Source organism: Nakamurella panacisegetis, assembly GCF_900104535.1.
In the GTDB taxonomy this organism is placed as follows: Bacteria; Actinomycetota; Actinomycetes; order Mycobacteriales; family Nakamurellaceae; genus Nakamurella; species Nakamurella panacisegetis.
This window is the reverse complement of record NZ_LT629710.1, coordinates 2,628,715-2,646,103: the sequence shown is the minus strand read 5'-3', so window position 1 is coordinate 2,646,103 and position 17,389 is coordinate 2,628,715. Positions and strand designations below refer to the sequence as shown.

The following is a 17,389-nucleotide window of genomic DNA, read 5'->3' as shown; positions in this document are numbered from 1 at the left end:
TGTCCGTTGGGAGCTACGGAAGCATACGACATCATCGGACCCACCTCCAAAACGATGCCGAGACCTGCCGGCGGCCTCTCGCACCATTGTCCTGACCTGCATGGATGGCACAACACCGAAGCCCCTGACCGGAGTTGGGCCGTTCCGGCGTTACCCAGGTCACACCGGGCAGCGGTGGCGGCCGCCCGGCCGCGGGGCTTTCGCGATCCCCGACGGCTTGCTACCCTTCACCTCGAAGGTCATGAGTGCCAGCGGATAGCTCCGGCTTGCTGGCCGGCAACCCTCCTACCGCGGTGGGGTGCCCCGGATGAAGACCTGGCTTGGTGCGAGGTGCATCAGGCAAGCGCGGACCACCCGGCTCGGCCGGGAGTCCAAGGATTCCTGAGGATCTTTGATGACCGCTGTTCTCGACCGTCCCGACTGGCTCTCCGCGACCGCGCCCACCCACCCGGTGCGTTGGTCCGCCGAAGCCCCGATCGCTCCGCGCCCCGGTGTCCGCCACCCGCACGCTCCCGGACTGGAGATCGTCGGGGCCCACGCCCAGGTGCCATTGGCCGGCGGTGGATTCGTGGAGTACGCGAACCTGGATCACGGTGCCTCGGCTCCGGCCCTGCGCGTCGTCCGCGACACCGTCGACGCCCTGTTGGAGCGTTACGCCAGCGTGCACCGCGGCGCCGGCTGGCACTCGAAGGTCTGCACCGCCCTGTACGAGGGAGCCCGCCGCCCGATCCGCGACTTCGTCGGCGGCCGCAGCGACGACGCCGTGATCTTCACCAAGCACACCACCGACTCCTTCAACCTGCTGGCCCACTGCCTGCCGGCTCGCACCACGGTCGTCGTCTTCGAGACCGAGCACCACGCGGCGCTGCTGCCGTGGGAGGACCGCGACGGCATCAACGTGGTGCGGCTGGCCGCGCCGGCCTCACCGGGCGAGGCGGTGTCGGCGGTTGATCACGCGCTGCGCACCCGGCCGGCCGGTCCGGCCCTGCTGGTGGTTACCGGCGCCTCCAACGTCACCGGCGAGATCTGGCCGGTGACGGCCCTGGCCGCGGTGGCCCGCGCCCGCGGCGCCCGGGTGGCCCTGGATGCCGCGCAGTTGGCTCCGCACCGCCCGTTCTCCATCCGGGAACTGGGGGTCGACTACGTCGCCCTGTCCGGACACAAGCTGTACGCCCCGTACGGGTCTGGCGCGCTGATCGGCCGGGCCGATTGGCTGGAGCTGGCCCCTCCCTACCTGGTCGGCGGGGGCGCCACGGCGACGGTCACCGACGAGGAGACCACCTTCAAGCCGGTGCCCGACCGTCACGAGGCCGGTTCCCCGAACGTCCCCGGCGCCGTCGCCCTGGCCACGGCCTGCCACGCGCTGGCCGCGGCCGACCGGGAAGGCCTGGCCGCGTCCGAGCAGGCGCTGACCGAGCGGCTGCGGGACGGTCTGCTCGACATCCCTGGCGTCACCGTGCATTCGTTGTTCGGCGATCAGGTCCAGACGATCGGAGTGGTCACGTTCACCGTCGCCGGCCAGAACTCGGCCGTCGTCGCCGCTGCCCTGTCGGCCGAGCACGGTATCGGCGTCCGGGACGGCGCGTTCTGCGCACAGCCGTTCGTTCGTCGGTTGCTCGGCGCGGCCGGGTGCGATGTCCAGGACGGCACCGGCCACGCCATCCGCGCCTCGGTCGGGCTGGGCAGCACCACCGAGCACGTCGACCGCCTGGTCGACGCGGTGGAATCCATCGCCTCGCGCGGTCCGCGGCGCCGGTACGTCGTGGTCGACGGCCGGCCCACCCCGGCCGTCGACGACCGCGAACTGCCCGTCATCGCCCCCTGGCAATAGCCGTCACCGGTTGCGGACGCAGCCGCGCACGACGAAGGGCCCGGCGGATGACCGCCGGGCCCTTCGATTCGTTCTGCGAAAGGATCAGACTTCGTGCTTGCCGTGGTCCGGAGCGGCCGCCGTCCCGTCGGGCCGGATATCGGACCCGGCGACCAGGTCGGCCACCGCGACGTGCTCGCCGCCGGCCTCAGGTGAATGGGCCGGCGCATGCTCTCGGGCCTCTTCGCGAGCCGCCGCGGCCTCTTCGGTGCGTTCGGCGGCAACACCCATCGGCGCGGTGACCTGCTGCTCCGAGGCCGGCAGGGTCTCGGCGGCCATGCTGGCCTGTTCCATCTGCGTCTCCTGCAGCGCCGACATGGTGCGCAGCGGGGTCTGCTTGATCATGATCACCAGCGCGAAGGCCACCAGCATGCAGATCGCGCCGCACACGTAGACGACGTGCGTGGAGTTGACGAACCCGACCTGGTACGGGTGAGCGACCACCTGGTCGATCTTGGACAGGAACGATGAATCGATCTTGAGCTGCTGTCCGAGGGAACCGAGGTAGGCCTCCACGTTCTGACCGGCCTTCGCCGCAGCCTTGCCGGCCGCCTGCAGAAATGACGGCTCCGTGACGGAGACCTTCAGCGCCTTCGCCGTGTTGTCACCGAGGGTGTTGAACAGCAGCGACAGGAAGATTCCCACACCGAGCGTGCCGCCGAGCTGGCGGAAGAACGTGGCCGAGGAGGTGGCCACCCCGATGTCCCGGGCCGGGACCGCGTTCTGGACGGCGATCAGCAGGGTTTGCATGCACAGCCCGAGGCCGAGGCCGATCAACAGGAAGTACACGTCGAGCTGGAAGAACCCGGTCTGCACCTTGATGGTCAGCAGCAGGACGAAGGCGACGGTCAGGATGGCGGTGCCGATCACCGGGAAGATCTTGTACTTGCCGGTGCGGGAGGTGAGCTGACCGGACACGATGGAGCCGGCCATCAGACCCACCATCAGCGGCAACAGCAGCAGGCCGGACCCGGTGGGGGTGGCCCCCTTCACCAGCTGCAGGTACAGCGGCAGCATGGAGATCGCGCCGAACATACCGACGCCGACCAGGACGTTGACGCCCAGGCCGAGGCTGAACGTCGCCTGCTTGAACAGGCGCATCGGGATCAACGCCTCGTCCTTCATCCGGAGTTCGATCAGGATGAACGCGATGATGCCGACGACCGCGACGGCGATCAGGCCCAGGATGCGACCGGACCCCCAACCCCATTCGCTGCCCTGTTCGGCCACGATCAGGATCGGGACGATGCCGACGACCAGGGCCAGTGCACCCCACCAGTCGATCCGGTGGTCACGGCGAACGTGCGGGATGTGCAGCACCTTCCACACCACGACGAGGGCCACGAAGCCGATCGGGACGTTGACCAGGAAGACCCAGCGCCAGCCGGCGATCCCCAGGATGCTGGTCGCTCCGGCGAAGAATCCGCCGACCAACGGGCCGATCACCGACGAGGTGCCGAAGACGGCCAGGAAGTAGCCCTGGTACTTGGCCCGTTCCCGCGGCGAGACGATGTCGGCCAGCACCGCGAAGGCCATGGAGAACAGACCGCCGGCGCCCAGACCCTGGAAGGCGCGGAACGCGGCCAGCATCGGCATCGACGTGGCGAACGAACTGGCGGCGGATCCGATGATGAACAGGGTGATGGCCGTCAGGAACAGCGGCCGGCGTCCGTAGATGTCCGACAGCTTGCCGTAGAGCGGCGTCGTCACGGTCGAGGTGATCAGGTAGGCGGTGGTGACCCAGGCCTGGATGTTCAGGCCGTGCAGGTCGTCACCGATGGTGCGGATAGCGGTGGAGACGATCGTCTGGTCGAGCGCGGCGAGCAGCATGCCCAGCAGCAGACCGACCAGGATGGTCATGATCTGCTTGTGGGTGAGCCCGGCCGGACTCGGTGGAGCCGCGGTGGCGGCCGTTGATTCGGTGGTGGCCATCAGTTGGACCTCTCGATGCTGGCTTGCGGTCGTGGTGGAGTCCCTGCAGAGGCGGCGGCGTGCAGGTGATGCGATCTGTTCATGCTGGTCAGGACCTCGTCTCGGTGGTCCTCGAGACTTTGCGTGTAGCGCCGGAGCAGCCGCAAGAAGTTGCTCCGGTCCTCGGCCGGCCAGTCGGCGATCATCGGCTCGATCATCTGGCCCCGATTCACGAAGTGCTCCTGAACGCGACAGACGCCGAGCTCGGTCGGCACCAGGATCGACGCCCGACCGTCGTCCGGGTCGGCCTTGCGCTCGACCATGCCCGTCCGGACCAGGGTCGCCACTTGACGGGAGACCGTGGAGGGGTCGGCGTTCATCGATTCGGCGAGTTCCTTGGCCCGGCGCGGGCCCTCCTTGACCAGCCGCACCAGGGGGAACAGGGCGGTCGTCTCGGGATCGGCGGCCGAGGCGATCCGCGCCTTGATACTTCCGTAGATGCGCATCATCGTGATGATCGAATCGGCGATCTCGGCGGCCTGATCGGCACCCGCCGGTCGGTCGATGTCGGCCGGCTCGCCGGCCCAGGACGGCGCGCCCACGGAGGTGTCACCCGTCATCGTTCCCCTCCCCTTCCTGCGATTCGCGGCCGGCCCGGCTGCAATTGCTTGCAGCCTGCATCTAGTTGCCGCCCGCAATAATGCACCGCTACTTGTGCCGACGCAACTAAATATCTCGGCCGCCGGTGCCGCCCTGGTCGGGCCGGCCCGCGACGTCAGGAATCGAAGTCCACGGTCACCGCATCGGACACCGGAAGGGCCTGGCAGGTCAGGACGTAACCGGCGTCGACCTCCGCCTTCTCCAGCGCGAAGTTCCGGCGCATGTGCACCTCGCCGTGCGTCACCAACGCTCGGCACGTTCCGCACACTCCGCCCTTGCAGGCGAAGGGCAGATCGGGGCGAACCTTCTGCGCTCCGTCCAGCACCGTGACGTTCGGGGGGACGGTGGCAATGGTGCTGCGGCCGTCGAGGATCACGGTCACCTCCGCGCCGGGCCCGGCCGGCGCGTCCTCATGGCGGGTCTCGACCGGCGGTTCGTCGCCGACGTAGAACAGCTCGCGGTGGATGCGGTCACCGGGAACGCCGAATGCGGTGAGCACCTCGATGGCGTCGGTCACCATCCCGAACGGCCCACACAGCCAAAAGTGATCGACGCCCTCGACGTCGACGGTGGCCGGCAGCAACCGTCGGAGACGGTCGGCATCGAGCCGGCCCGAGAACAGTTCCACCTCCTGCGGCTCGCGCGACAGCACGTGGACCAGGTGCATCCGGGATGGGAAGGCATCCTTGAGGTCGGCGACCTCGTCGGCGAACATCACCGAGTCGCTGCGCCGGTTGCCGTAGATCAGCGTGACCGTTGACTCGGGGTGAGCGGCCAGCACCGAGGCGGCGATCGAGAGCATCGGGGTGATCCCCGATCCGGCGGCGATCAGGACGTGACGGCCGGGGACCTCCAGGTCAGGGCTGAAGCTCCCGGCCGGACGCTGCACCTCGATGACGTCTCCCGGCCGGACCTGGTGGATCAGCCATCCGGAGAACAGGCCGCCGGCCACTTCCCGGACCCCGATGCGGGGCGATCTCCCGGCCGGGGCGCAGATCGAGTACGACCGACGCTCCTCGCCTCGCCGCAGCGTCAGCGACTGGCCGGGGGCGAAGCGGAAAGCGTCGACCAGGTCGTCCGGGATCTCGAACCTGACCGCGGCCGAATCGTCGGTCAAGGGCTCGATGTCGGCCACCCGCAGGGAATGAAAGTCGTTACGGGCCATTGCCTTCAGATTTCCTTGACGTATTCGAACGGCTCCGCGCAATCGCGGCACCGGTACAGCGCCTTGCACGCGGTGGCGCTGAAGGCCGAGGTTTCCTCGGTCCGGCGCGAACCGCACCGAGGACACGCGACATCACGGGCGATGGGCGCCAGGGTCAGCGGAATCGGGCCCCCCGGACGGCTTCCGGCAGCATTGGGCGGGGCGATGCCGGCCGCCGACAGCTTGGCCCGCCCGTCCGGGGTGATCCAGTCGCTACTCCACGGCGGCGACAACTCGGTCCGGATCTTGATGTCGTCGAAGCCGGCCTGCGCCAGGCGGAGCTGGAGGTCGTGGCTGATCTCCCGCATGGCCGGGCAACCGGAGTAGGTGGGCGTGATCGTGACGGTGACGCCGGCCGCGTCGACCCGCACGTCACGCAGGATGCCCAGATCGGCCAGCGTCACCATGGGCAGCTCGGGATCGGGCACCCGCGCCGCGACCGCCCAGGCCCGCTCGCGCCGCACCGAATTCGGATTCGTCGTGGTGATCACCATGTCGCGTCCGGGTGGGCTCGGGCGACGCTCTGCAACTCGGCCAGGATGTACCCGAACGCCTCGGTGTGCAGGCCGTCCCGTCCGTACTGACCGCGGACGCCGGCCAGCGGGCGCGCGTCCGGCCGATCCAGCGTGGCGGTGGCCAGGACGGTGTCGAGGATGACATCGACGCCGTCACGCAGGCCGGCGGCGTCGACCGCGACGGCCGGCAGCGAGGTCTCCACCGGGTGCGGACGGAACAATTCGTCGACCAGCGGCCAGATCGCCTCGAACCCGGCCTGCATCCGCCGATGGGACTCCGCCGTGCCGTCACCGAGCCGGACCACCCAGCGGGCGGCGTAGTCCCGGTGATACGTCAGCTCTTTCACGCCCTTGGCGGCGATGGCCGCCAGGACCGGATCCCGGGAGGTCCGCAGCGCCTCGAACTGGGCCAGCCGCCAGGTCGAGAAGACCAGCAGGCGGGCGACCATCTCGGCGAAGTCGGCGTCGGCCCGTTCCACCAGACGGACGTTGCGGAACTCCCGCTCGGCCCGCCAGAACGCGAACCGGTCCTCGTCCCGATCGGTTCCGTCGGCCTTGCCGGCGCGGGCCAGCAGCATCCGGGCCTGACCGAGGAGGTCGAGGGCGATGTTGCCGATCGCCGTCTCTTCCTCCAGCTCCGGCGCGCGGGTCATCCACTGCTGCAGGCGGTGGCTCAGGATGAGCGCGTCGTCCCCCAGCATCAGGCAGTAGGTGGCCAGGGCCTGCCCGTCGACATCGGCCGGAACCGTGGTGTCGACGCCTTGGAGGGCGTCGGTGAACCCGGTTCCGAAGGCCCAGCGGTGGTCCTCGGTCTCCTCGCTCAGCGCGTGGGCGGCGAAGTCGTCTTCGAGTGAGTCACTCATCTTTGCGCTCCTCACATATGGGGGACGTCGTCGGGAATCTCGTAGAACGTCGGGTGTCGGTAGACCTTGTCGCCGGACGGAGCGAAGAACGGGTCCTTCTCGTCCGGACTGCTGGCCGTGATCTCGGCCGCGGGGACGACCCAGATGCTGACCCCCTCGTTGCGCCTGGTGTACAGGTCACGCGCGTGATGCAGGGCCATCTGCGGGTCCGCCGCATGGAGCGACCCGACATGCACATGGTTCAGGCCCCGCTTGCCGCGGAGGAACACCTCGTACAGGGGCCAGTCGGTCTTCATCGCCGACCCGCCGACTTCGCGGCGTGGGCGAGCGCCGCTTCCCTGACCCACGCGCCTTCGTCATGGGCCGACTTGCGATGAGCCACCCGCTGCGCATTGCACGGGCCGTTCCCCTTCACCACGGCCCAGAACTCGTCCCAGTCCGGGGTACCGAAGTCGTAATGACCTCGCTCGGCGTTCCAGCGGAGGTCCGGATCCGGGAAAGTGACGCCGAGCTTCTCGGCCTGCGGGACCGACATGTCGACGAACCGCTGCCGCAGCTCGTCGTTGGTGTGGCGTTTGACGCCCCAGGCCATCGACTGCTCCGTGTTGGGCGATTCGTCGTCCGGTGGGCCGAACATCATCAGGGCCGGCCACCAGAAACGATCGACCGCCTGCTGCACCATGTCCCGCTGGGAGTCGGTCCCCCGCATCATCGTCATCAGGAGCTCGTAACCCTGCCGCTGGTGGAAGGACTCCTCTTTGCAGATCCGCACCATGGCCCGGCCGTAGGGCCCGTAGCTGCTGCGGCACAACGGGACCTGGTTGCAGATGGCGGCTCCGTCGACCAGCCAGCCGATCACGCCGACGTCGGCGTAGGACAGCGTCGGGTAGTTGAAGATCGAGGAGTACTTCTGGCGCCCGTGCACCAGCCGATCCGTGAGGTCGGCGCGATCGGCGCCGAGCGTCTCGGCCGCCGAGTACAGGTACATCCCGTGGCCGGCCTCGTCCTGGACCTTGGCCAGCAGCACTGCTTTTCGCCGCAGCGACGGCGCCCGGGTGATCCAGTTGCCCTCGGGTTGCATGCCGATGATCTCGGAGTGCGCGTGCTGCGCGATCTGCCGGATCATCGTCTTGCGGTATGCCTCGGGCATCCAGTCCCGCGGCTCGATCCGTCGTTCGCGGGCAATCGTCTCGTCGAAGTGCGACTGCAGCTCGTCGGGCTGCGTCTGATCGCTGATCACGGTCACGGTGTGGTCCCTTCCGGCTCGGTGGGCAACGGCCACTGTTTGGCGACCATGGTCAACACGTCGTACTTGGCGACCGACGTGCCGTCCTGCTTGGTCAGATCGGCATCCCACCGCACCTCCCCGTAGTCACCGTCGCGCGGCGTGATGGCCTTGGCGGTCAGGGTGACGGTGAGTTCGTCGCCGGGATAGGTGGGGGTCAGGAAGCGCAGATTGTCCAGTCCGTAGTTGGCCAGGACGGGTCCCGGCGCCGGATCGACGAACAGCCCGGCCGCGAACGAGACAACCAGATAGCCGTGGGCGACCCGGCCGTCGAAGAACGGGTTGGCCGCGGCGGCCTGCTCGTCGGTGTGGGCGTAGAACGTGTCGCCGGTGAAATCGGCGAAGTGGTCGATGTCCTCGATGGTGACGGTGCGCGGGCCGGCCACCACGGTGTCGCCGATCTGCAGCTGCGCCAACGACTTCCGGAACGGATGGGTACCGGTCTGGATGCGGTGGGCCCCGGTGGTCCAGCGACCGGTGACCGCCGTCAGCATGTCCGGGGACGCCTGGACGGCGGTGCGTTGCATGTGGTGCTGGACGCCGCGCAGTCCGCCCATTTCCTCGCCGCCACCGGCCCGACCGGGCCCGCCGTGCACCAGGGCCGGCAGCGGCGACCCGTGCCCGGTCGACTCGCCGGCGTCGTCCCGATCCAGCACCAGCAGCCGTCCGTGCCATGGCGCGAGACCGAGCACCACCTCCCGGGCGACCGCCGGATCGTGCGTGATCAGCGACCCGACCAGGCTGCCCTTGCCCCGGGCGGCCAGGGCGATCGCGTCCTCGAGCGAGGAGTATCCGATCAGGGTGCTGATCGGGCCGAACGCCTCGACCTCGTGCGGCTCGGCCCGATCGCTGGTGGCCCGCAACAGGATCGGGGACATGAAGGCCCCGCGGTCGGTGTCCGCGCCGACCACGTCGACATGGTCGGGATCCCCGAAGACAACAGTCGAGACGTCCAGCAGCGCCTTGAGGGACCGGCGGACGTCCTCCCGCTGCTCGAGACCGGCCAGGGCACCCATCCGGACCGACGGGTCCGCCGGGTTCCCGACAACCACCTTGGCCAGCCGGGCCGAGGCCGCCTCCCCGACCGCGTCGAGCAAGGACTCGGGAACGATCGCCCGCCGGATCGCGGTGCATTTCTGGCCCGCCTTGACCGTCATCTCGGTGGTCAGGGACTTGACGAACAGGTCGAACTCCGGCGTGCCGGGAACTGCGTCGGGGCCGAGGATGGAGCAGTTGAGCGAGTCGGCCTCGCCGGTGAACCGCACACCCGCGGCGACGATGGCCGGATGGGTCCGCAGCTTCCGGGCCGTGCTGGCCGAGCCGGTGAAACCGACCAGGTCCTGCTCGGTCAGGTGATCCAGCAGATCGCCGGCCCTGCCGGTGATCAACTGGATCGACCCGGCCGGGAGCAGGCCGGACGCGACGATCAGCTCCACCAGGCGGTGCGTGACGTACGCGGTCGGGCTGGCCGGCTTGACGACGCTCGGAACCCCGGCCAGGAAAGCGGGGGCGAATTTCTCCAGCGGCCCCCAGACCGGGAAGTTGAACGCGTTGATCTGCACCGCGACGCCACGCAGCGGGGTCCAGATGTGTTGACCCAGAAAGGTTCCGCCCTTGCCCAGGGGCTCGGTCGGGCCGTCCAGCAGGACCGTGCCGCTTGGCAGTTCGCGCCGTCCCTTGCTGGCGTAGCTGAACAGGACCCCGAACCCGCCGTCGACGTCGAACATGGAATCGCCCTTGGTCGCCCCGGTGCGCGCGGAGAGGGCGTAGAGCTCCTCCCGGTGCTCACGGAGATAGGACGCGAGCGCCTTGAGCAACGCCGCCCGTTGGTGGAAGGTCAACGCCCGCAAGGCTGGGCCGCCGACCTGCCGTCCGTAGTCAAGGACCGCGGCCATGTCGATACCGGCGGTGGACAGGCGGGCGATCTCGTCGCCGGTCACCGCGTCGTACACGGCAGCGCCGTCACCGTCCGGGGTGTGCCAGTTGCCTCGTACGTAGCTGGACAGCACTGTCACAACATCCTCCATCTCGACCTGAACTCCGCGAACCAGGGATATACCGACCGTCTGTTCGTTCAGTTATTATGCCGTTGCACGGTGATCGAAGTCAACGTGCGCGGACCGGGCAGCGCGCCGGCGCACCTGCGACGACGGACGGAATCGCTCGATCACGGCCAGGTGAAAAACCCTTGCCCCGATTTCCGGCCCAGTTCCCCCCGAGCCACCTTGTCCCGCAACAGTTGCGGCGCCCGGAAGCGATCCCCCAGGGTGGCGGCCAGGTGGTCGGCGATGGCCAGCCGGACGTCAAGGCCGACCAGGTCGGTGGACCGCAGCGGTCCCATCGGGTGCCGGTAGCCCAACTCCATGGCCCGATCGATGGACGCCGCGTCGGCGACCCCCTCCTCGAGCATGCGGATCGCCTCCAGACCCAGCAGGACACCGAGTCGGCTGGTGGCGAATCCCGGACTGTCCCGGACGACGATGCTCTGCTTGCCCAGTTGCCCCACCCAGTCGGTCGCCCGCTCGGCGACACGTGGATCCGTCCGGTCACCGACCACGACCTCGACCAGAGTGGAGGCCGGGACCGGGTTGAAGAAGTGCATCCCGATGAATCGGCCCGGGTTCGGCAGACCGGCACCGAGCTCGGTGATCGACAGCGAACTGGTATTGCTGGCCAGGACACAGTTCTCACCCACGACGGCCGCCGCCCGGATCAGCACGTCCCGCTTCAGTTCGGGGTTCTCGGGCACCGCCTCGACCAGCAGGCACGCATCGGCCGGCAACTCGCCGATCGCCGGGACCACGGTGAGCCGATCCAGCACATCCGGTACCGGTTCGGTCAGCGCTCCCTTGGCCGAAGCGCGCTCCAGCGACGCGCGGATCCGGTCGCGGGCCGCGGCGGCGGCGGCCGGGTCGCCCTCCGCGACCACCACGTCATAGCCGACACCGGCGAACACCTGGGCGATCCCGGCGCCCATCCGTCCGCCACCGATGACCGCGATCACGCCATTCCGGGGGGACGTCACTTCCGGCTCCGTTCCAGGAATTGGGTCATGCGTTCGTGTTTCTCCTCGGTCTCGAACAGGATGGCCTGGGCCAGGTCATCGGCCACCGGGTGCGGCCCTGGCGCATCGAGGACCAGTTTGGTCAGCCGCAGGGCCAGCGGAACGGCCCGGAGCATCCGGTCGACCAGGGCGTGCGCGGCACCGAGAAGGTCGGCCTCCTGGACGATGTCCGCCACCAGGCCCACCCGCAGCGCTCGCTCCGCGTCCAGGGTCGACCCGCCCAGCAGCACCTGCTTGGCCACCGAGCGGCCGACGAGTTCCGACAGGCGCCAGCTGGCCCCGGCCGCGGCCAGAATGCCGAGCCCGGGCTCCGGGTTGCCGAATCGGGCGGTCGGCGCGGCCAACCGGATGTCACAGGCATAGGCCAGTTCGGCGCCCCCGCCCAGGGCGGGCCCGGCGACCGCGGCCACGGTGGGCTGCGGCAGTTTCGCGATGCGATCGAACAGCCGACTGTTGATGCCCAGCAACGCTTCCCCGCGGCGGCGGTCGCGTAGCTGGGCGATGTCGGCCCCGCCGGCGAAGACGCCGCCCGACCCGATGATGATCAGCGGGCGGGGTCCGGCTTCCAACCGGTCACAGACGGCGTGCAGTTCGCCGATCATGGCTTGGTCGATCGCATTGCGGGCCGCCGGACGATTCAGCGTCACGACCATCCGGTCGGCCCGATCGTCCACCAGCAATGCCCCCCCGGTCGGTTCGCTCACGCCAAGGACCTCCCCATCGAGTCGATTTCCGGCTATTATTCACCCGAACGTTCGGTCTGGTCCAGTCGGGGAGGGCCGTGTCACATCCGCCGGTCGGCGATATTCTCGATCCGACCGCGGCCGGCACGCATCGTTTCGGCCGGCCCGGACCGGACCATGACGGCCGCGAGATCGTCGCCGTCTCGTGGCCGCAGGCGAGCAGATGCAGTCGAGCAGATCAGGAAGCGGATGCCATGACCACACCAGTTCGCCGGCGCGGCCGGCCCGGACACGATGTGGCCTCGGTTCTGGCCGCCTCGGTCGAGGTGTTCAACGAGCGCGGCTACGACGGCACCAGCATGGAGGACCTCTCAGCCCGCCTCGGCATCGGCAAATCCTCGATCTACCACCACGTCGAGAGCAAGGAGGAACTGCTCCGCCTGGCGCTCGACCAGGCCCTCACCGGCCTGGAGGAGGCTGCCGAAGAGATCAAGTCCTCCGACGGACCGGCGGTCGAGCGTCTGGAACTGTTGCTGCGGCGCAGCATCTCCGTGCTGGTCGACCGGTTGCCGTTCGTGACGTTGTTGCTCCGGGTCCGCGGCAACAGTGATGTCGAACGGCAGGCGCTGGCCCGCCGACGCCGGATCGACCACCTGGTCACCGACCTGGTCAAGGAGGCGGTCGGCGACGGTGCACTGCGATCGGATCTGGATCCGGCGGTGGTCGCCCGCCTGCTGTTCGGCACGGTCAACTCGCTGACCGAATGGCTCAAACCGACCAGCAAGCAGACGGCGGCCGACCTGGGTGATGTGGTCTGCGGGGTCGTTTTCGACGGTCTGCGGACTGCTACGTGACGGCCTGACGGGGTCAACGGGCGGGTCGCCGATCGACGACCCGGCGCATCTTGCCGGCCGACCGTTCCACCCCTTCCGGCTCCAGCACGCGCACGACGACGCTCACCCCGATGACGTTCTTGACCAGCGTCCGGAGGCTGGTCGCGGCGGCCTCCGCATCGGCCGCGGTCGCATCCGGACGCCGTTCGACGTGCACCGTCATCTCGTCCATCGGCCCGTGGTCGCGGTGCAGGACGCACTGGAAGTGGGCCGAGAGGGCGGGCGTCTGCAGGATCAGCTCCTCGATCTGGGTCGGGAACAGGTTCACCCCGCGGAGGATGATCATGTCGTCGGTCCGGCCCGTGATCTTCTGGATCCGGCGCATCGGGCGGGCGGTACCCGGCAGCAGCCGCGTCAGATCCCTGGTGCGGTAACGGATCACCGGCATCGCCTCCTTGGTCAGCGAGGTGAACACCAGCTCCCCCTCCCGTCCGTCCGGCAGCACCTCATCGGTGATCGGATCGATGATCTCCGGATAGAAGTGGTCCTCCCAGACGTGCAGTCCGTCCTTGGTGTCCACACATTCCATGGCCACCCCGGGTCCCATCACCTCGGAGAGCCCGTAGATGTCGACCGCATGCAGATCCAGCCGTTGTTCCATCGCCGCCCGCATGTCCGTGGTCCACGGTTCGGCCCCGAACACCCCGACCCGCAGGGACGTCGAGGCCGGGTCGACTCCTTGCCGTTCCATCTCGTCGACGATGGCCAGCATGTAGCTCGGGGTGACCATGATGACCTCCGGTTCGAAGTCCCGGATGAGGGTCACCTGCCGTTCGGTCATACCGCCGGACACCGGAATGACCGTGCAGCCAAGGGCTTCGGCTCCGTAGTGGGCTCCGAGCCCGCCGGTGAACAGCCCGTAGCCATAGGCGACGTGGACCCGGTCGCTGGGTCGCACCCCACCGGCCCGCAGGCTGCGGGCCATCAGACCGGCCCAGGTGGTGATGTCCTGCTTGGTGTAGCCGACCACGGTCGCCTTGCCGGTGGTACCCGACGACGCGTGGACCCGCGAGACCTGCTCCCGCGGGACGGCGAACATGCCGAACGGATAGTTGTCCCGCAGATCGGACTTGGTGGTGAACGGCAACCGGGCGAGATCGGACAACTGCCGGATATCGTCCGGATGAACGCCGGCCGCGTCGAACGCGGCCCGGTAATGGGGCACGTTCGCGTAGGTCCGGCGGACGGTGTCCTGCAGCCGCTGCAGTTGCAGCGCCCGGATCTCATCCACCGAGGCTCGTTCGATCGGTTCGAGTGACTCCGGGCTGGGGGTTCGGTCCTGCATGATTGCTTGCCTCACGATGCTTGTGGTCGGTGCGGGCGGAGTCGACCGGCGGCAACTGCTGCGAGTCACCGCCGGCCGAGGTGGCGGGGCAGCGTCAGAGGACGACGGTGATGACCTTCTCCTCGGTGTTGGCCAGGATGCCACTCCAGCCCAGTTCCCGCCCGATACCACTGGTCTTCATCCCGCCCCAGGGCAGCGCGGGGTCCAGAGCCGCCCAACCGTTGACCCAGACCGCGCCGACCCGCACCTTCGCGGCCAGCGTGTGGGCCGTGGTGACGTCCTGGGTCCAGATGCTCGCGGCCAGCCCGTACTGGGTGGCGTTGGCCAGCCGGAGCGCCTCCTCGTTGTCGTCGAACGGGATGACGACGCCGACCGGCCCGAAGATCTCCTCCCGGGCGACCGTCATGTCGTTGTCCACGTCAGCGAAGATCGTCGGCCGCACGAAGAACCCGGCGCCGTCGTGCTTGCGGCCGCCGGCCACCACCCGGCCCCCTTCGGCCGCACCGCGGGCGACGTAGCCTTCGACCCGGTCCCGCTGCTTGGCGTTGATCAACGCGCCCATGGTGGTGCCCTGGTCGAACGGATCGCCCAGGACCTGCGCCTCGGCCGCTGCGGCGAGGGCATCGACGACGTCGGCGTAGAGCGAACGATGGACCAGGACCCTGGTCCCGGCCGCGCACACCTCGCCCTGGTTGAAGAACAGTCCCATCGCCGTGCCGCCGACCGCGGCCTCGACGTTCGCGTCGGCGCAGATGATCTGCGGTGTCTTCCCGCCGAGTTCCAGCGTCACGCGCTTGAACGTCTGCGCCGCGCTGAACTGGATCCGGCGGCCGACCTCGGGGCTGCCGGTGAAGCTGATCTTGTCGACCCCGGGATGGTCGACCAGCGCCTGCCCGGCGGTCCGGCCCAGACCGGGCACCACGTTGACCGTTCCCGCCGGGAGGCCGGCCTCCTGCAGCAGGGTGGCCAGGTGCAGGATCGACAGGGGCGCGTCCTCCGGCGGCTTGATCACCACGGTGTTCCCGGCGGCCAGATTCGGGGCGAGCTTCCAGGCAGTGATCATCAACGGCGTGTTCCACGGGACGATCGCGCCGATCACGCCAACCGGCTCGCGCACCGTGAAGGAGTGGGTCGGGCGGCCGAAGTAGCCCGCGGTAGGAATGGCGGCCCCGGCCACCTTGTCCGCCCAGCCGGCGAAGTGCCGGAAGGTCGCCACCGCGTTGGGGATGTCCAGCATTCCCGGCTGGGCCAGGGGCTTGCCGATGTCCAATGCTTCCAGCTGGGCCAGAAGGGCGCCGTCTCGTTCGATCAGGTCGGCGATCCGGTTCAGCACGAGGGCTCGCGCCGGGCCCGGAGTCGCCCCCCCACTCCCCCTCCAGGGCCTGGCGGGCCGCGCCGACGGCAGCGTCGATGTCCGATGCCGAACCGGGGGAGATCTCGGCGATGGGGCTTTCGTCGGCCGGGTTGAGATCGGTGAACGTGCCACCGTCCGAACTGGCCCGCCACCGGCCGCCGATGAACAGTTCGGTGGTGATCGGCGTGGTGTCCAGGTCCAGCGTGTTGGTCATGACGAAGCTCCGTTCAAGATGAGATCCGAGCCCTTTTCGCCGATCATGATCGACGGGGCGTTGGTGTTGCCGGCCGGGACGGTCGGGATGATGGACGCGTCGATGACCCGCAGGCCCTGCACGCCAACCACTTTGAGTTCGGGCGTGACGACAACCGATGCGTCCGTGTCGGGGTCGCCCATCTTGCAGGTCCCGACCCGGTGGTGGTGGGTGCCGACCGCTCGGCGCACATAATCGCGCAGTTCGTCCCGGATCGTGGCCGACGGGTCGGGGGCCACCTCGGCGCCACGCCATTCGTCGAAGGCCGCCGCCTGCCCGATCTCGCGGCACATCTCGGCGGCGTCGACCATCGCTTCCAGGTCGTACGGATCGGACAGGATGTTGGGGTCGACCAGCGGAGCGGCGGCCGGATCAGTGGAGGCGAGCCGCAGCGTTCCCCGGGACTTCGGCGCGACCAGGCCCGGGGCGATGGTGTAGCCCTGTTCGGGCACCGGGTAGCTCTCGGCCGGATAGACCAGGTGCAGGAACAACGGTTGCAGGTCGGGCGCCTCGGTCGTCGCGCCCCGGCTGAACGAGTAGAACTTCGCCTCCAACAGGTTGTTCACCCCGGCCGGTACCGGCTTGCGCGATTCGTAGGTGTTGCTCACCAGCAGGTGATCGTGGAGGTTCTCGCCCACCCCGGGCAGATCCACCGTGACCGGCACGCCGACGTCCCTGAGATGTTCCGCCGGGCCGATGCCGCTGAGCAGCAGCAGTTTCGGCGAGCCGATGGTGCCGGCCGAGACGATCACCTCGGCGCGGGCCAGTGCGCGGTGCGAGGTGCCGGAGACGGTCGATCCGGGCGCCGTATCGCCCACGGTGTACTCGACCCCGATCGCGCGTCCGTCCTGGAGCAGGATCCGGGTGGCCAGCGCCCCGGTGGTCACGGTCAGATTGGGGTGGTCCCCCAGAGGTACGACGAAGCTCTTCCAGGCCGGCACGCTCGCCGTCCTTGGTCGTCATGTGGTTGAACCCGACCCCGACCATCTGCTCGCCGTTGAAGTCCTCGGTCTCCTTGTGTCCGAGCGACTTCGCCGCCTCAACGAACGCCTGGGCGGTCGGGTTCGGCGCGTGCACCTTGGACACGGGCAACGGCCCAGCGGCCCCGTGATGCTCGCTCGCCCCGTCTTCGTGATCCTCCGACCGCAGGAACAGCGGGCGCACGCTGTCCCAGTCCCAGCCGGTGCAACCGGCCGCGGCCCACCCGTCGTAGTCGCTGCGGTGCCCGCGGATGTAGATCATCCCGTTCAAAGAGCTGCTGCCCCCCAGGACCTTTCCGCGCGGCCAGAACAGCGAGCGGTTGTTGGCGTGGGCCTGCGGCACCGTCATCACGGCCCAGTCCTGCGAGCCGCCCAGCAGCGCGGGCCAGCCCTGTGGGGAATGAATGTTCGGATCGGTGTCCACCGGACCGGCCTCCAGGACGTGGACGCTGAACCCCGCGTCCAGCAGCCGGCGCGTCACCACGCTGCCCGCCGATCCGGCACCCACCACGACGTAATCAGTGGTGGTGCTCTGCCCATCAGTCATCCGGCCTCCTTGCCGTCGAGAT

The 17,389-nt window shown here is 69.0% G+C and carries 13 protein-coding genes, 2 pseudogenes and 1 riboswitch; of the genes and pseudogenes, 2 read left to right on the top strand and 13 right to left on the bottom strand.

Annotated features, from left to right (window positions below):
* Positions 1-237 precede the first annotated feature (237 nt).
* Positions 238-352: riboswitch (SAM riboswitch) on the top strand.
* A gap of 42 nt (positions 353-394) precedes the next feature.
* Positions 395-1,831, top strand: a complete 1,437-nt coding sequence (locus tag BLS97_RS11650) for an aminotransferase class V-fold PLP-dependent enzyme (RefSeq protein ID WP_090476109.1) — start codon at positions 395-397, stop codon at positions 1,829-1,831.
* A gap of 84 nt (positions 1,832-1,915) precedes the next feature.
* On the opposite strand, the gene BLS97_RS11645 is transcribed toward BLS97_RS11650, so the two are convergent.
* The 10 genes from BLS97_RS11645 to BLS97_RS11600 form a co-directional block, all read right to left on the bottom strand.
* A complete protein-coding gene (locus BLS97_RS11645) occupies positions 1,916-3,802 on the bottom strand; it encodes an MDR family MFS transporter (protein WP_090476108.1) in 1,887 nt (628 codons plus the stop codon).
* On the bottom strand, positions 3,802-4,401 hold the full coding sequence (locus tag BLS97_RS11640) for a MarR family winged helix-turn-helix transcriptional regulator (RefSeq protein WP_090476107.1): 600 nt from the start codon (positions 4,399-4,401) through the stop codon (positions 3,802-3,804). The genes BLS97_RS11645 and BLS97_RS11640 overlap by 1 nt, the downstream gene beginning before the upstream one ends.
* A 155-nt stretch (positions 4,402-4,556) precedes the next feature.
* Positions 4,557-5,606: a 1,2-phenylacetyl-CoA epoxidase subunit PaaE gene (paaE, locus tag BLS97_RS11635; RefSeq protein ID WP_090476106.1), complete on the bottom strand. Its 1,050-nt coding sequence runs from the start codon at positions 5,604-5,606 to the stop codon at positions 4,557-4,559.
* 5 nt (positions 5,607-5,611) lie between these two features.
* Positions 5,612-6,139 (bottom strand): 1,2-phenylacetyl-CoA epoxidase subunit PaaD, encoded by a 528-nt coding sequence (gene paaD / locus BLS97_RS11630; protein WP_090476105.1) that lies wholly within the window; start codon positions 6,137-6,139, stop codon positions 5,612-5,614.
* Complete coding sequence (gene paaC / locus BLS97_RS11625; RefSeq protein WP_090476104.1) at positions 6,133-7,023, bottom strand: 1,2-phenylacetyl-CoA epoxidase subunit PaaC; 891 nt, start codon at positions 7,021-7,023, stop codon at positions 6,133-6,135. The genes paaD and paaC overlap by 7 nt, the downstream gene beginning before the upstream one ends.
* 11 nt (positions 7,024-7,034) lie before the next feature.
* A complete protein-coding gene (gene paaB / locus BLS97_RS11620) occupies positions 7,035-7,319 on the bottom strand; it encodes a 1,2-phenylacetyl-CoA epoxidase subunit PaaB (protein ID WP_090476103.1) in 285 nt (94 codons plus the stop codon).
* On the bottom strand, positions 7,316-8,269 hold the full coding sequence (gene paaA / locus BLS97_RS11615; protein WP_090481983.1) for a 1,2-phenylacetyl-CoA epoxidase subunit PaaA: 954 nt from the start codon (positions 8,267-8,269) through the stop codon (positions 7,316-7,318). The genes paaB and paaA overlap by 4 nt, the downstream gene beginning before the upstream one ends.
* Entirely contained in the window at positions 8,266-10,323 is a 2,058-nt protein-coding gene (paaZ, locus tag BLS97_RS11610) for a phenylacetic acid degradation bifunctional protein PaaZ (RefSeq protein WP_090481980.1), read from the bottom strand. Before paaZ ends, paaA begins: the two co-directional genes overlap by 4 nt.
* Before the next feature lie 152 nt (positions 10,324-10,475).
* Positions 10,476-11,333 carry a 3-hydroxyacyl-CoA dehydrogenase family protein gene (locus tag BLS97_RS11605; RefSeq protein WP_231988062.1) on the bottom strand — a complete coding sequence of 286 codons (858 nt, stop codon included), beginning with the start codon at positions 11,331-11,333 and terminating at the stop codon, positions 10,476-10,478.
* The gene (locus BLS97_RS11600; RefSeq protein WP_090481973.1) at positions 11,330-12,025 is read right to left on the bottom strand and encodes an enoyl-CoA hydratase/isomerase family protein; all 696 of its coding nucleotides are present in this window, start codon (positions 12,023-12,025) and stop codon (positions 11,330-11,332) included. The genes BLS97_RS11605 and BLS97_RS11600 overlap by 4 nt, the downstream gene beginning before the upstream one ends.
* Before the next feature lie 284 nt (positions 12,026-12,309).
* On the opposite strand from BLS97_RS11600, the gene BLS97_RS11595 reads away from it, so the two are divergent.
* Positions 12,310-12,909, top strand: a complete 600-nt coding sequence (locus BLS97_RS11595) for a TetR/AcrR family transcriptional regulator (protein ID WP_090481970.1) — start codon at positions 12,310-12,312, stop codon at positions 12,907-12,909.
* Positions 12,910-12,922: 13 nt separating this feature from the next.
* Here the strand turns inward: BLS97_RS11595 and paaK are convergent, their stop codons facing one another.
* From paaK to BLS97_RS24655, 3 genes and pseudogenes are all read right to left on the bottom strand, one after another.
* The gene (gene paaK, locus BLS97_RS11590; RefSeq protein WP_090476102.1) at positions 12,923-14,233 is read right to left on the bottom strand and encodes a phenylacetate--CoA ligase PaaK; all 1,311 of its coding nucleotides are present in this window, start codon (positions 14,231-14,233) and stop codon (positions 12,923-12,925) included.
* A 94-nt stretch (positions 14,234-14,327) separates the two neighbouring features.
* A pseudogene (gene styD, locus BLS97_RS11585) lies at positions 14,328-15,801 on the bottom strand (phenylacetaldehyde dehydrogenase StyD).
* Positions 15,798-17,367, bottom strand: a pseudogene (locus BLS97_RS24655) (GMC family oxidoreductase). The pseudogenes styD and BLS97_RS24655 overlap by 4 nt, the downstream one beginning before the upstream one ends.
* Between the last annotated feature and the right edge of the window lie 22 nt (positions 17,368-17,389).

Coding starts and splice junctions, on each gene's coding strand:
- paaE (WP_090476106.1), bottom strand. CDS start 5,606: ATGGCCCGTAACGACTTTCATTCCCTGCGGGTGGCCGACATCGAGCCC.
- paaB (WP_090476103.1), bottom strand. CDS start 7,319: ATGAAGACCGACTGGCCCCTGTACGAGGTGTTCCTCCGCGGCAAGCGG.
- paaK (WP_090476102.1), bottom strand. CDS start 14,233: ATGCAGGACCGAACCCCCAGCCCGGAGTCACTCGAACCGATCGAACGA.
- paaD (WP_090476105.1), bottom strand. CDS start 6,139: ATGGTGATCACCACGACGAATCCGAATTCGGTGCGGCGCGAGCGGGCC.
- BLS97_RS11645 (WP_090476108.1), bottom strand. CDS start 3,802: ATGGCCACCACCGAATCAACGGCCGCCACCGCGGCTCCACCGAGTCCG.
- BLS97_RS11650 (WP_090476109.1), top strand. CDS start 395: ATGACCGCTGTTCTCGACCGTCCCGACTGGCTCTCCGCGACCGCGCCC.
- BLS97_RS11595 (WP_090481970.1), top strand. CDS start 12,310: ATGACCACACCAGTTCGCCGGCGCGGCCGGCCCGGACACGATGTGGCC.
- paaC (WP_090476104.1), bottom strand. CDS start 7,023: ATGAGTGACTCACTCGAAGACGACTTCGCCGCCCACGCGCTGAGCGAG.
- BLS97_RS11600 (WP_090481973.1), bottom strand. CDS start 12,025: ATGGTCGTGACGCTGAATCGTCCGGCGGCCCGCAATGCGATCGACCAA.
- BLS97_RS11640 (WP_090476107.1), bottom strand. CDS start 4,401: ATGACGGGTGACACCTCCGTGGGCGCGCCGTCCTGGGCCGGCGAGCCG.